Source organism: Aminobacter sp. SR38, from assembly GCF_014843375.1.
Classification (GTDB): domain Bacteria; phylum Pseudomonadota; class Alphaproteobacteria; order Rhizobiales; family Rhizobiaceae; genus Aminobacter; species Aminobacter ciceronei.
Window position 1 is genome coordinate 132,992 of the sequence record NZ_CP062113.1, and the last position, 13,447, is coordinate 146,438.

13 protein-coding genes are annotated in these 13,447 nt (G+C 63.7%); 4 read left to right on the forward strand and 9 right to left on the reverse strand.

Going from position 1 to position 13,447, the window contains the following annotated elements:
* Positions 1-3 precede the first annotated feature (3 nt).
* The 4 genes from IG197_RS28550 (at position 4) to IG197_RS28565 (ending at position 4,661) form a co-directional block, all read left to right on the forward strand.
* Positions 4-1,080: a branched-chain amino acid ABC transporter permease gene (locus IG197_RS28550; protein WP_067967530.1), complete on the forward strand. Its 1,077-nt coding sequence runs from the start codon at positions 4-6 to the stop codon at positions 1,078-1,080.
* Between the two features lie 47 nt (positions 1,081-1,127).
* Complete coding sequence (locus IG197_RS28555) at positions 1,128-2,456, forward strand: ABC transporter substrate-binding protein (RefSeq protein ID WP_192320478.1); 1,329 nt, start codon at positions 1,128-1,130, stop codon at positions 2,454-2,456.
* A gap of 62 nt (positions 2,457-2,518) precedes the next feature.
* Positions 2,519-3,355, forward strand: a complete 837-nt coding sequence (locus IG197_RS28560; protein WP_182574300.1) for an ABC transporter ATP-binding protein — start codon at positions 2,519-2,521, stop codon at positions 3,353-3,355.
* 67 nt (positions 3,356-3,422) lie between these two features.
* Positions 3,423-4,661 (forward strand): phenylacetate--CoA ligase family protein, encoded by a 1,239-nt coding sequence (locus IG197_RS28565; protein ID WP_192320480.1) that lies wholly within the window; start codon positions 3,423-3,425, stop codon positions 4,659-4,661.
* Between the two features lie 99 nt (positions 4,662-4,760).
* Here the strand turns inward: IG197_RS28565 and IG197_RS28570 are convergent, their stop codons facing one another.
* From IG197_RS28570 to IG197_RS28610, 9 genes are all read right to left on the reverse strand, one after another.
* Positions 4,761-6,158: an NAD(P)(+) transhydrogenase (Re/Si-specific) subunit beta gene (locus tag IG197_RS28570; protein ID WP_192314663.1), complete on the reverse strand. Its 1,398-nt coding sequence runs from the start codon at positions 6,156-6,158 to the stop codon at positions 4,761-4,763.
* Between the two features lies 1 nt (position 6,159).
* A complete protein-coding gene (locus IG197_RS28575) occupies positions 6,160-6,582 on the reverse strand; it encodes a proton-translocating transhydrogenase family protein (RefSeq protein WP_067958142.1) in 423 nt (140 codons plus the stop codon).
* Positions 6,582-7,943, reverse strand: a complete 1,362-nt coding sequence (locus IG197_RS28580; protein ID WP_192320482.1) for a Re/Si-specific NAD(P)(+) transhydrogenase subunit alpha — start codon at positions 7,941-7,943, stop codon at positions 6,582-6,584. The genes IG197_RS28575 and IG197_RS28580 overlap by 1 nt, the downstream gene beginning before the upstream one ends.
* Positions 7,944-8,144: 201 nt before the next feature.
* Positions 8,145-8,945, reverse strand: a complete 801-nt coding sequence (locus tag IG197_RS28585) for an ABC transporter ATP-binding protein (RefSeq protein WP_067967511.1) — start codon at positions 8,943-8,945, stop codon at positions 8,145-8,147.
* Between the two features lie 71 nt (positions 8,946-9,016).
* Entirely contained in the window at positions 9,017-9,847 is an 831-nt protein-coding gene (locus IG197_RS28590) for an ABC transporter permease (RefSeq protein ID WP_246765459.1), read from the reverse strand.
* A gap of 7 nt (positions 9,848-9,854) precedes the next feature.
* Complete coding sequence (locus tag IG197_RS28595; RefSeq protein ID WP_067967507.1) at positions 9,855-10,847, reverse strand: ABC transporter substrate-binding protein; 993 nt, start codon at positions 10,845-10,847, stop codon at positions 9,855-9,857.
* Between the two features lie 344 nt (positions 10,848-11,191).
* Positions 11,192-12,190, reverse strand: coding sequence for a GTP-binding protein (locus tag IG197_RS28600; RefSeq protein WP_192320484.1), 999 nt, complete (start codon positions 12,188-12,190; stop codon positions 11,192-11,194).
* A gap of 2 nt (positions 12,191-12,192) precedes the next feature.
* Positions 12,193-12,660 (reverse strand): RidA family protein, encoded by a 468-nt coding sequence (locus IG197_RS28605; RefSeq protein ID WP_067967501.1) that lies wholly within the window; start codon positions 12,658-12,660, stop codon positions 12,193-12,195.
* A 25-nt stretch (positions 12,661-12,685) separates the two neighbouring features.
* Positions 12,686-13,429 carry a GntR family transcriptional regulator gene (locus IG197_RS28610; RefSeq protein ID WP_067967496.1) on the reverse strand — a complete coding sequence of 248 codons (744 nt, stop codon included), beginning with the start codon at positions 13,427-13,429 and terminating at the stop codon, positions 12,686-12,688.
* Between the last annotated feature and the right edge of the window lie 18 nt (positions 13,430-13,447).

Below are 13,447 nucleotides of genomic sequence, written 5' to 3' on the forward strand. Positions count from 1 at the left end.
ACCATGTTCTATCGCGAGACGGGCCAGTTCAAACAAAGCTACGCGGCCGACCAGGCGGTGTTCCCGATCCTGCAAGACAGGCTCGGCCTGGCCGCCATCCTGCTCGTTGCCTTCGTCGTCGTGCCTTTGTTCGGCAACGAGTTCCTGCTCGCCTCGGTCATGGTGCCGTTTCTGATCTTGTCGCTCGGCGCGATCGGGCTCAACATCCTCGTCGGCTACACCGGCCTGTTGTCCCTGGGCTCGGCAGCCTTCATGGGCGTCGGCGCCTATGCCGCCTACAAGCTTTCGACGATCTTTCCGGGCGTCAACATCCTGGTCTGGATTCTCTGCTCGGGCTTCTTCGCAGCCGGCATCGGCGTGCTGTTCGGCCTGCCGTCGCTGCGTATCAAGGGCTTCTATCTCGCGGTCGCGACGCTCGCCGCACAGTTCTTCCTGCAATGGTGCTTCGTCCGCATCAGCTGGCTCTACAACGACAATCCGTCAGGCGCCATCGAGGTGCCGGCGCGCACCTTGTTCGGCCTCGCCATCACCGGCCCGTCGGCCACGCCGGTGACACGCTATCTGGTCGTGCTCGTCATCGTCGTGGTCATGACCCTGCTTGCCTCCAACATCGTTCACGGTCGGATCGGCCGCACCTGGATGGCAGTGCGGGACATGGACATCGCCGCCCAACTGATGGGCATCCGCCTGCTGCCGGCAAAGCTGTTGGCCTTCGCCGTGTCATCCTTCTATTGCGGCGTCTCGGGCGCGCTGATGGTGTTCCTGTGGCTCGGCGCCGCCGAGCCGTCGGCCTTCGACATCAAGCTATCGTTCCTGCTGTTGTTCATGGTCATCATCGGCGGCCTTGGCTCGATGATCGGCAGCTTCTTCGGCGCCGCGCTCATCCACATCCTGCCGATCGTCATCCGCGGGCTTCCCGAGGCGCTCGGCCTGCCGATCGCAGCCGCGACCGTCGAGCACCTGACCTATCTGATCGTCGGTGCCCTCATCATCTTTTTCCTGATCGTCGAACCGCACGGCCTCGCGCGGCTCTGGCAGATCGCCAAGCAGAAGCTTCGTGTGTGGCCCTTCCCTTACTAGGGGCTGCCCACAAGACGGAAATGCAAACAAGTAGGGAGGAGAACGTCATGTCACTCAAGAACTGGTTATACGCACTTTCCGCAACAGCAGTGCTGACCTTGCCCGCCGTCCACGACGCGCAGGCCGAGGACTCGATCTACGTGCCGCTGTTCACCTACCGCACCGGCCCGTTCGCCGGCTCTGGCACGCCGATCGCCAACGGAATGCACGACTACCTGACGCTACTCAACGAGCGCGACGGCGGCATCGGCGGTGTCAAGCTGATCGTCGAGGAATGCGAGACCGGCTACGACACCAAGAAGGGCCTCGAATGTTATGAATCGGTGAAGCCCAAGAAGCCGGTCATCGTCAATCCGTGGTCGACCGGCATCACCTTGCCGCTGATCCCCAAGGCAGCCGTGGACAAGATTCCCGTGCTGTCGATGGCCTACGGCTTGTCGGCCTCGGCCAAGGGCGACACCTTCCCCTGGATCTTCAACCCGCCAGCGACTTACTGGGACGGCTTCACCCAGATCCTGCAATACATCGCGACGCAGGAAGGCGGCGGCATAGAGAAGCTCAAGGGCAAGAAGATCGGTTACATCTATCTCGACGCCAGCTTCGGCCGCGAGCCGCTGCCGCTGATCGAGCAGCTGTCGAAGGAACTCGGCTTCGAAGCCAAGCTGTATCCGGTTGCAGCCGCCGACATGCAGAACCAGTCGTCGCAATGGCTGAGCGTCCGCCGCGACAAGCCTGACTACATGATCCTCTATGGCTGGGGCGCGCTCAACGCCACCGCCGTCAAGGAAGCTGTCAAGACCAACTACCCGATGGAGAAGTTCATCTCGATCTGGTGGCCGAGCGAGGATGACGCCAAGGGCGCCGGCGATGGCGCCAAGGGCTTCAAGACGCTGAACTGGCATGCCGTGGGCGCAGACTTCCCGCTGCTTGCCGATATCCAGAAGCACGTCGTCGACGCCGGCAAGAGCCAGGTCTCGGGCAAGGACAAGGTCGGCCAGGTTCTCTACAACCGCGGCATCTACAATTCGATGCTGATTGCCGAGGCGATCCGCAGAGCCCAGGAAATCACCGGCAACAAGGTCGTCACCGGCGAGGACGTACGCCGCGGTCTTGAGGGCCTCAACATCGACGACGCCCGGCTCAAGGAAATCGGCCTCGAAGGCTTCACCGGTGCGGTCAAGCTCTCCTGCGCCGATCACAACGGTCACTTCTCGACCTTCGTCCAGAGCTGGAACGGCACGACCTATGAAAAGGTGTCCGACTACATCGCGCCGCTGAGCGACAAGGTCGGTCCGCTGCTCGATGCCGACGCCAAGGCCTATGCCGAGAAGAACGCGCCATGGCCGGCCCGCTCCGAGGCCTGCGACGCCTCCTGAGGCTCACCCTGAACCCGGTCCCTTCCCCACATGGGGAAGGGACGATGACCCGGAGCTTGCTGATGTCTGAACATGCTTCCAAAGCGGTCGAGCCGGCCCGACCGATGCTGTCGGTCAACAACATCGAGGTGATCTACGATCACGTCATCCTCGTCCTCAAGGGCGTGTCGCTTGATGTGCCGCAAGGCGGCATCGTCGCCATCCTGGGTGCCAACGGCGCCGGCAAGACGACCACGCTCAAGGCGATCTCCAACCTGCTCAGGGCCGAGCGCGGCGAAGTCACCAAGGGCTCGATCGAGTTCGACGGCGACCGCGTCGACCGACTAAGCCCAAACGAACTGGTGCGGCGCGGCTGCATTCAGGTGATGGAGGGACGCCACTGCTTCGGCCATCTGTCGATCGAGGAAAACCTGCTCACCGGCGCCTTCACGCGCCGCGACGGCAACCGTGCCATCCGCGACGATCTCGACATGATCTACGACTATTTCCCCAGGCTGAAGCAGCGCCGCTCATCGATGGCCGGCTATACCTCGGGCGGTGAGCAGCAGATGTGCGCCATCGGCCGCGCGATGATGAGCCGACCCAAGATGATCCTGCTCGACGAGCCGTCGATGGGGCTGGCGCCTCAGGTGGTCGACGAGATCTTCGAGATCGTCAAAGATCTGAACAGCAAGCAGGGCGTGTCGTTCCTGGTGGCCGAGCAGAACACCAACATGGCGCTGAAATACGCCACCTATGGCTACATCATGGAGACCGGGCGCATCGTCATGGATGGCGACGCCGCCTCCCTGCGCGACAATGAGGACGTCAAGGAATTCTATCTCGGCATTGGCGGCGAGGGCCGCAAGTCGTTCCGCGAGGTCAAGAGCTACAAGCGGCGCAAGCGCTGGCTGGCGTGATCTGTTCCGGGCAGCGCGGGACTAGCCACGGCAGCGCCCTGCCCCTTGTCCAAACTCCAGGTGAACCATGGTGACGAACGCATATTACGATGCCGGGGAAACCCAGGATCCAGCGGCCCGCGAGGCGGCACTTTTTGCCCAGCTGCGTTCGCTTATCGACGCCGCGCTGTCCGCGACGCCGGCCCTGCGCCGGCAGCTCGAGGGGATTGCGCCTGATAGCCTCATCGACCGCACTGCCCTGCAGCAAGTGCCGGTCATCCGCAAAAGCGAGCTGCTTGCCTTGCAGACCGAGAACCCGCCTTTCGCCGGCCTCACGCCCACCAGGCCCGGCGCACTCAAGCGCCTGCTCGTTTCCCCCGGACCGATCTTCGATCCGGAGGGACGCAGCGACGACTGGTGGGGCTCAGCCCGCGCCCTGTTCGCCTCGGGCATGCGTGGAGAAGACGTCGTCCACAACGCCTTCAGCTACCACCTGACCCCAGGCGGACACATGATGGAAGCCGGCGCACACGCGCTCGGCTGCGCAGTGATCCCCGCTGGTGTCGGCAACACCGAACAACAGGTCGAGGCGATCACAGTGCTGAAGCCCACCGGCTACATCGGCACGCCGGATTTTCTCAAGATCCTGCTCGACCGCATGGCGGCATCAGGAGCTACCAGCCCGTTCCGGCACGCGCTGGTTTCGGGCGCAGCGTTTCCGGCCACGCTGCAGCAGGAGATCGTCAACGCCGGCATCGACGCCTACCAGGCCTACGCCACCGCCGAACTCGGCGTCGCCGCCTATGAAACGGCGGCGCGCTCGGGCCTTGTCGTCAACGAAGGCCTGATCGTCGAGATCGTGCGCCCGGGCACCAACGAGACTGTCCCAGATGGCGACGTCGGCGAAGTCGTCGTGACACGGCTCAGCCCGGAATACCCGCTGCTGCGTTTCGGCACAGGCGACCTGTCGCGTGTCCTGCCCGGCCCGAGCGCCTGCGGACGCACCAACATGCGGCTCGCCGGCTGGATGGGTCGCGCCGACCAGCGCACCAAGATCAAGGGCATGTTCGTCGACCCGGCCCAGATCGCCGCCATAGGAAGAAAATTCCCCGCCCTTGGCCGGCTTCGCCTCGTCGTCAGTCGCCAGGCCGAACAGGACGTCATGCTGCTGAAGGCCGAAGCCGGCTCAGCCAACGGCGGGCTGCAAGCAGAACTCGAGGCGGCTTTGCAGGCAGCGACCAAGATGCGCGGCGGCGTCGAAATTGTCGCCCCCGGCACCTTGCCCAATGACGGCAAGGTCATCGCCGACGAGCGGCCGATCGAATAATCCAAGGCAGAAGCGCGCCAGCAAGCACCGTCTGTAGAAAGAAGCCCGGGCGTTGCCGGGCTTTTGTTTGTCAGGGTGTGGATGGGCTGATGTGTTGTCTCAGTGATCCATGGCCTTGACGATTTCTTCGGTCATCTTCTTGGCGTCGCCGAGCAGCATCATGGTGCCGTCCTTGTAGAACAGCGTGTTGTCGATGCCGGCATAGCCGGAGCCGAGGCTGCGCTTGACGAACAGGCAGGTGCGGGCCTTGTCGACGTCGAGGATCGGCATGCCATAGATCGGCGAGCTCTTGTCGTCACGTGCCGACGGGTTGGTGACGTCGTTGGCGCCGATGACATAAGCGACGTCGGCCTGCGAGAACTCCGAGTTGATGTCTTCGAGCTCGAAGACCTCGTCATAGGGCACGTTGGCCTCGGCAAGCAGCACGTTCATGTGACCGGGCATGCGGCCGGCGACCGGGTGGATGGCGTATTTGACTTCCACGCCATTGGCCTTGAGCTTGTCGGCCATCTCGCGCAGCGCATGCTGGGCCTGGGCCACGGCCATGCCGTAGCCCGGCACGATGATGACCTTCTGGGCGTTCATCATCAGATAGGCCGCGTCGTCGGCGGCACCTGTCTTGACCGTGCGCTGGATGCCGTCGTCGACAGCTGCCGCCGTCTCGCCGCCGAAGCCGCCAAGAATGACCGAGATGAACGAGCGGTTCATGCCCTTGCACATGATGTAGGACAGGATCGCACCGGACGAGCCGACCAGCGCACCGGTGATGATCAGCGCGAGATTGCCCAGCGTGAAGCCGAGTGCCGCAGCTGCCCAGCCCGAATAGGAGTTGAGCATCGACACCACGACAGGCATGTCGGCACCGCCGATCGGGATGATCAGGAGCACGCCGAGCACAAGCGACAATGCCACGATCAGCCAGAAGATGGTCGTCGACTGGGTGGTGACCAACAGCACGATCAGCACGACCAGGCCGATGCCGAGGGCAGCGTTGATCAGGTGGCGGGCCGGCAGCATGATCGGCTTGCCCGACATGCGGCCGTCGAGCTTGAGGAAGGCGATGACCGAGCCGGTAAACGTGATGGCGCCGATGGCAACGCCAAGGCTCATCTCGACAAGCGCCTGGCCGTGGATGGCGCCGACGGCACCGATGCCGAAGCTTTCCGGCGCATAGATCGCGGCAGCGGCGACCATCACGGCGGCCAGACCGACGAGGCTGTGGAAGGCAGCGACCAGCTGCGGCATCGAGGTCATGGCGATGCGCCGGGCGGTGACCGCACCGACGCCGCCGCCGATGACGAGGCCGAGCACGATCAGCCCGAGGCCGCCGGCAGAGGGCTTGGCCAGCGCCAGCGTGGTCACGATGGCGATGCCCATGCCGATCATGCCGTAGGTGTTGCCCTTGCGGCTGGTGGTCGGATGCGACAGGCCGCGCAGCGCCAGGATGAACAGGATGCCGGAGACGAGATAGAGGAAGGAAGCAAGGTTCAGGGTCACGTCACTTGTCCTTCTTCTTGTACATCGCCAGCATGCGCTGGGTGACGAGGAAGCCGCCGAAGATGTTGACCGAGGCCAGCACCAGGGCGACGAAGCCGAAGCCGGTGGCAAGGCCGGAAGCGGCGATGCCGACGGCCAGCAGCGCACCGACGACGATGACCGAGGAGATGGCGTTGGTGACGGCCATCAGCGGCGTGTGCAGCGCCGGCGTCACCGACCAGACGACGTAGTAGCCGACGAAGATCGCCAAAACGAAGATGGCGAAGCGGAACACGAACGGGTCGACCGCCCCGCCGGTGACGGCATGTGCCGCATTGCCGGCAGCTTCGGCCGCACCTTCAGATGTGGCGAGATCCTGGACGCCGAGCCGGACGGCGGCAACCGCCTGGTCGAGCTGGTCGAGGGCTTTCTGAAGACCTTCCATCACGCGTCTCCCTCAGATGATGTCTTCGTGCCGGCGCTTGGCGCCGACTTCTTGGCAGTGGCTTTTTGGGCAGCGGGCTTTTTCGCAGCCGCCGGTTTGTCTGCTTTGGCGGCGGCCGGCTTCTTCGCCGTTGCCTTGGCAGGTGCTGCACCGTCGCTCGCCGGGTCGTCACCGCGGTTCTGGCCGGCCACGATCGGCTTGGGCTTGTCCGCAGCCGCAGCCGCTGCCGCATTGGCGAAGTTCGGATGCACCACCTTGCCGCCATCGGTCAGCATGGTTGCCTTGACCAGCTCGTCGTCGCGGTTGATGGCGATCTGCTTGGTGGTCTTGTCGACCATGGTCTCGAGGAAGGCGAACAGGTTCTTGGCGTAAAGCAGCGAGGCGGAGGCAGCGACCCGGCCCGGCACGTTGAGATGGCCGACGATCTTTGCCCCATTGGCTGACGTGACGACCTTGCCCGGCACCGCACCCTCGACATTGCCGCCGCGCTCGACGGCGAGGTCGACAAGCACCGAACCCGGCTTCATCGAGGCGACCATCTGGGCCGACACCAGCTTCGGCGCCGGACGGCCCGGGATGAGTGCCGTGGTAATCACGATGTCCTGCTTGGCGATGTGCTCGGCGGTCAAGGCCGCCTGCTTGGCCTGATACTCCTTGGACATCTCCTTGGCGTAGCCGCCGGCGGTCTCCGCTGCCTTGAACTCCTCGTCCTCGACGGCGAGGAACTTGGCGCCGAGCGAGGCGACCTGCTCCTTGACAGCCGGACGCACGTCGGTGGCCGTCACGATCGCGCCCATGCGGCGGGCGGTGGCGATCGCCTGCAGGCCGGCAACGCCGACGCCCATGATGAACACCTTGGCAGCAGGAACCGTGCCGGCTGCCGTCATCATCATCGGCAGCGCCCGGTCATATTCGGCAGCACCGTCGATGACCGCCTGATAGCCGGCGAGATTTGCCTGCGACGACAACACGTCCATCACCTGGGCTCGGGTGATGCGCGGCATGAACTCCATGGCAAACGCCGTCACCCCCGCCTTGGCCATCGCCGCCACACCGGCCTCGTTGCCATAAGGATCCATGGTGGCAAGCACGGCAGCGCCCGGCTTGTAGCCCTTGACCTCGGCCTCCGAGGGACGGCGCACCTTGAGCACCACATCGGCCTTGGCGGCATCACCGGCCTTGCCGATGACAGCCCCGACCGCCGCATAATCGGCATCGGGAATGCGTGACAAGGTGCCTGCACCCGTCTCGACAACAACCTCGAAGCCAAGACCCACCAGGCGTTTCACCGTATCCGGTGAAGCCCCCACACGGCTCTCAATCGCATCCAACTCTCTGGGTATGAATATCGTCCCGGACATCCGAGGTCTCCGCGCAAATGTTCGCCCGCCGGGAAGCCTCCCGGCGGCGTTGATGCCGTTACTGCCGTATATGCCGATTTTGCGGATCGGCCGAACCGACTAGAGAGCCGCGCGTCCATAAGGGGGCGCCAAGGATGCTGCAGAGCTTAGGCGCCGTGCTGATCCTATCCGAAAATCACTTCCGATTTTCGGACTGCTGGTCTAGTGGGCGACGAGAATGCCCTTGGCCTCGAAGATCGCCCGGATCTGCCGGACATAGGCGTGGTAGTCCTTGTCCTCGTGAGTCTTGCTCCACTGGCGCGGCCTGGGCAGGTCGATCTTGAGGTCGAGGTCGACGCGGCCCGGACGGGGCGACATCACCAGGACGCGGTCGGCGAGGAACACGGCCTCGTCGATGCCGTGAGTGATGAACAGCACCGTATTGCGCAGGCGCAGCCACATCGACTGCAGGTCCATGATCATCTGTTCACGGGTCAGTGCGTCGAGCGCGCCGAAGGGCTCGTCCATCAGAAGCAGACCCGGCTCCTGGATCAGCGCCCGGCAGATCGCCACGCGCTGGCGCATGCCGCCGGAGAGTTCCGAAGGGTACTTGTTGCCGAAGCCGGCCAGGCCGACCTGGGCCAGCAGTTCCTCGGCGCGCGCGCGGTACTTGGCGACGTCGAGCTTCTTGATCTCGATCGGCAACAGGATGTTGTCGAGCACCGTGCGCCAGTAGAGCAGCAGATCCGACTGGAAGACCACGCCGGTCTTCGGATGCGGCCGGCTGACGCCGTCGCCGTCAATGGCGATGCTGCCCGTCGAGGCAGGCGTCAGGCCAGCGAGAAGCGACAGCAGCGTGCTCTTGCCACAACCGCTGGGACCGACGACGGCAACGAAGCTGCCGGGTTCGATCTTGAGATCGATCTTGTCGAGGGCAAGGACGTCATCGTCCTCGCGTGTCTTGTAGATTTTGGAAAGCCGCGAAATGTCGACCGCCGCGCCCATCTGGGTAGTGGCACTCATGGGATTGCCTCACTGAAGCTGTTGTCGTTGTTCGGCCGCACAGGCGGCCGAACTGATTACTTGCGGCCTGGCTATTTGGCAGCGTCGCGCTTGTAGGTGACGCGGGCTTCGATCGTGTCGATGATGAAGTAGAGCATCACGCCGAGGCCGGAGATCGTCACCACTGTGGCGAAGTTGAGCGTCGTGTCGAACAGCGAGTTGGCTTGCAGCTGCAGATAGCCGAGGCCACGTTCGGCAGCGACATATTCGCCGATGACTGCACCGATGACCGCCAGCGACACCGCAACCTTGAAGCCGCCGAAGATGTTGGGCAGAGCTGCCGGCAGACGGACCTTGAAGAAGGTCTGCCATTCGCTGGCGCCCATCGAGCGGACCAGGTTGACCAAGTTCTTGTCGAGCGACTGCAGGCCGACGACCGTCGAGATGACGATCGGGAAGAACGAGATCAGGAAGGCCAGCGTGATCTTGGGTGCCCAGCCATAGCCGAGATAAAGCACAAGCAGCGGCGCCAGCGCCACCTTGGGCACCGTCTGCAATGCGACCAAGATCGGGTAGATCGCACGCTCGAAGGCCCTGGAATAAAAGATCGCCAGCGCCAGCGGGATGCCGATCATGACGCCCATGGCAAAGCCTGCGACGACTTCGAACAGCGTGACATAGGCGTGGGTGGCGAGCAGAGGGATCTCGTTGCCGATCCGTGTGGCGATTGCCAGCGGCGTCGGCAGAACGAACTCCGAAAGCCCGGAAAGCGGGACCAGCACCTGCCAGGCGCCAAGCAGCACAACCGCCAGGATCAGCGCCGAATAGCGCTCCAGCCATGGCCCACGTGATTTTTTCCTGCTCATGCCCTTGCCTTGCTTCTTCTGCGCCTGCGCGGCGCCGATTACATCCGTGCTCGCCACCGTAGCCTCACTGCGTCAGAAGTTCATTGGTATAAAAGGACGACATCGGCTTGGCGTCGCCGATTTCCTCGACGCTGCCGATCAGCTTGATGGCGTCGGCAATGGCCTTTTCATCGATGTGGCCGATCGGCGTGCCGGCAGGCGAATGGATCGATGCCGAGGTCGCTTCGATCTGCTGCTGCACCACCTTGTCGGACGGACCCGCCTGCCAGACGGCCTTGAGCGCGGCGGTGGCGGCGGCCGGATCGGCCTTCGTCATCTCGATCGCCTTGGCGTTGGCAGCGAGGAAGCTCCTGAGCGCCGGGCCCTTCTTGGCGATGCCGTCATCGCTGGCGACAACCGCCATGCCCGGTACGGCCAGGCCGAACTCGGTCAGATCGAGGGTCGGAAACTTGGTTCCGGTCTTGTCCTCGAGCACCGGCAGGTCGTTGGTCTTGTAGACGCTGACGACGTCGACCTGCTTCTGCAGGAACTGCGGCACGCGCGACTGCGAGTCCATCTGGACCTTCGAGACCTTGCTGCAGTCGATCTTGTTGATCTCGCAGAAGGCGCCGAGATAGGAAGTGCCGGTCTCGCCGACGGCGTGGGCGATGGTCTTGCCTTCGAGATCCTTCGGGGTCGTCACCGCCTTGTCGGGATGCGAGATCAGCGCGATCGGCGATTCAGGCTGGTAGAGCGCGATGATCTTGACCGGCATGCCCTTCTGGATCGCCGAGATGGCGAAGATGCCGGGCAGGATAACGGCGTCTTCCTGGCCCTGGATCAGCGAACCGAGTGCGGCCTGCGAGCCGGCGCCTTCGCCGAGCTTCAGCGTCACCCCGGCATCCTTGTAGAGGCCCTTCTGCTCGCCGAGATAGAAGAAGCCATATTCGCCCTTCAGCTTCCAGCTGAAGCGGACGTTGACGTCTTCTGCCATGGCGCTGTGGCTGGCAAGAACGGTGGCGACAGCAGCCGTGGCGATGAGCGCCGTGCCGCGAATGAGACCTGTGGCGTACAACATTTCTCTCCTCCCTAACGAGCACCTTGCGGGCGCCCCTATGGCCCGAAGGCCTGCCTCTCTCCCCGGAACGAGGCGCGACAGCTTTCGCTCTCAATCCTCATTCTTGATCTCATAGTGTGATCACATTTTATGATTGTCAAGCGATGAATCGGGTGAAGCGGCGCACGAATTCGCGTGTTCGATCAATGTCTCGGCGTGAACCTACTGCCTTAGCGGCAAGCATCGGAAATTGCTGGCGGATTCACCACGCGTCGAGACGACGCAACCCCGCCCGTTGCCGGGCGAGCACGATCACAGATCAATGAACGTCCTGGAACTGCCTGAAAAATGCGAAACGAGCGCAGTCAATTGGCAACGGCGAAGGTGCTCGGCAACGAGCGTACGATGGCGCTTCGGCTCAGGTTGCGGGCAATGAACACCAGCCAGCCGCGCGCCGCATCCTGCGGCCAGCGCGGCAAATATTCGGGCGGGTAGACGACGTGCTGGACACCGTGGATGACAACCGGCCGGGGATCACCCTTGACCGCCAGCAACCCTTTGACCCGCAGGATCGATTGACCGCGGCCGGCCAGCAGCAATTCGAGCCAGTCGACAAAGGCCGGCCAGTCGACCTCCCTGTCGATCTCGACGGCAAAGGTCTCGATGCCATCGCTGTGCTGCCCCGCCATCGGCGTTTCGGCCATCTCGAAGTGGCGCGGTTCCCAGTCCTCGTCGTAACGGAAGATATCGCTGGCGCCGGGCATGGAACTGCGACTGGAAACAAGCTGGCGAACCTGAGGGTTCAACTTGCCGACCTCCTGGCCAAGCGCATCCAGCCGCCATGGTTCGACAAGGTCTGACTTGGTGATCACTACGCAGTCGGCGAGCGCAACCTGCTGGACGGCCTCGGCAAAACTGCCGATGCTGTTGGCGCCGCTGACGCCGTCGACGGTGGCAACGATACTGCCCGCCCGATAGCCGCGGCGGAGCTTGATATCGCTCATGACCGCCTGCATGATCGGCGCGGGATCGGCGAGGCCCGTGGTCTCCACCACGACCCGGCGGAACGGCGCCACCTCGCCACGACGGACCATCGCCAGAAGGTCCGCCAGAGTGGATACGAGATCATCGCGCACGGCGCAGCACAGGCAGCCCGAAGACAACAGCACGGCGTCTTCGGAAACCTCGCGCACCAGCAGATGGTCGAGCCCGACTTCGCCGAACTCGTTGATGATCACGGCCGTATCGGCAAGCTCAGGCTCACCCAGAAGATGCCTGAGGAAGGTCGTCTTGCCGCTGCCCAGGAACCCGGTCAGCACATGAACCGAGATTCTGTCGTCAGTCGTCGCAGCGGCAGGCAACATGGTCAGTTGACCTCGAATATGGCATCCACTTCGACCGGCACATTGCGCGGCAGCGAGTAGCAGCCGACGGCGGCACGGGCATGACGGCCAGCCTCGCCGAACACCTCGACCATCAGGTCGGAGGCACCGTTGATGACCTTGGGATGATCCTTGAAGTCGGGCTCGGCATTGACGAAGCCGCCGAGACGGATGACCCCCACGACGCGGTCGAGATCGCCGTCAAGCGCCTGCTTGAGCTGTGCCAGGATGTTGACTGCGCAGAGCCGCGCGGCTGCCTGGCCCTCCTCGACAGTGAAATCGGAGCCGAGCTTGCCGGTGAACTTGTCCTTGCCGCCTTCGGCGGGAACCTGGCCCGAGACATAGACCTGGTTGCCCAGGCGGCGGGCCGGCACGTAGTTGGCGGCGGGTGCAACGGTCGCCGGCAGGCTGATGCCCAGGCGAGCAAGGTTCTGTTCAACTTTTCCCACCATGGCGGGATCCTCCCAGATCGTGATGTCAGTAATCGAATTGCAGATCCGCCCCTTGCGCGAAGGGCAGCTCGATGCCTTGCGAACCGGCAACGCTGAGCAGCGCCTTGCAGGTGGTACGGATGTCGTGAACGATGCCCTTCTTGGCAGCGGCGGCATTGCCGTCCTTCAGCGCCGCAAGGATGTCCTCATGGTCCGACGCATTCCATGGCATCGAGGGGATCAGCAAGGACATGTACATTGTCGGGCCGAACTGCAGCCACAGCGACTCGATCAGCGGCATCAGCACATCGGACGCGGCCGCCTCATAGAGCGTGAAATGGAATTTCTGGTTGAAGGAAAGGCAGTTGAGAATGTCACGCTTTTCGATCGCCACCAGGAGCTGCTTGTTGATCGCAGCGAGTTCGCTGATCAGCGCCGGCGACGCCCTCTTGGCGGCAAGCTCGGCCGCCATTCCCTCCAGCATCTCGCGCACGGCAAACAGGTCGCTCAGCTTTTCCGGGCTCAGCCTGGGCACGCGCACCGAACCGCCCTTGGTTTCCTCGAGCGCATTGGCTGCAACCAGGCGGCTCAGCACTTCGCGCACCGGCATGGGACTGGTGCCGAAGCCGGCGGCGAGCTTGCGCAGGCTCATCACCTGGCCGGGCAGGAAGGCGCCGACCATCAGGCCGCGTCGCATGTAGCGCAACACATGCCCATGGACGTGGCCGCGCTCCTTCTTGGCCGTTTCGGTGCCGCCGTTGCTGGCGTCCTCAGTCTTGTCTATCCGCATTCTGTTTCTCCGCCGCTC

What these genes read in the sequence shown, in the direction of transcription:
- IG197_RS28580 (WP_192320482.1), bottom strand. Translation starts at nt 7,943, where the DNA reads ATGTCCGGGACGATATTCATACCCAGAGAGTTGGATGCGATTGAGAGC.
- IG197_RS28585 (WP_067967511.1), bottom strand. Translation starts at nt 8,945, where the DNA reads ATGAGTGCCACTACCCAGATGGGCGCGGCGGTCGACATTTCGCGGCTT.
- IG197_RS28610 (WP_067967496.1), bottom strand. Translation starts at nt 13,429, where the DNA reads ATGCGGATAGACAAGACTGAGGACGCCAGCAACGGCGGCACCGAAACG.
- IG197_RS28550 (WP_067967530.1), top strand. Translation starts at nt 4, where the DNA reads ATGTTCTATCGCGAGACGGGCCAGTTCAAACAAAGCTACGCGGCCGAC.
- IG197_RS28555 (WP_192320478.1), top strand. Translation starts at nt 1,128, where the DNA reads ATGTCACTCAAGAACTGGTTATACGCACTTTCCGCAACAGCAGTGCTG.
- IG197_RS28560 (WP_182574300.1), top strand. Translation starts at nt 2,519, where the DNA reads ATGTCTGAACATGCTTCCAAAGCGGTCGAGCCGGCCCGACCGATGCTG.
- IG197_RS28565 (WP_192320480.1), top strand. Translation starts at nt 3,423, where the DNA reads ATGGTGACGAACGCATATTACGATGCCGGGGAAACCCAGGATCCAGCG.
- IG197_RS28595 (WP_067967507.1), bottom strand. Translation starts at nt 10,847, where the DNA reads ATGTTGTACGCCACAGGTCTCATTCGCGGCACGGCGCTCATCGCCACG.
- IG197_RS28575 (WP_067958142.1), bottom strand. Translation starts at nt 6,582, where the DNA reads ATGGAAGGTCTTCAGAAAGCCCTCGACCAGCTCGACCAGGCGGTTGCC.
- IG197_RS28605 (WP_067967501.1), bottom strand. Translation starts at nt 12,660, where the DNA reads ATGGTGGGAAAAGTTGAACAGAACCTTGCTCGCCTGGGCATCAGCCTG.
- IG197_RS28600 (WP_192320484.1), bottom strand. Translation starts at nt 12,190, where the DNA reads ATGTTGCCTGCCGCTGCGACGACTGACGACAGAATCTCGGTTCATGTG.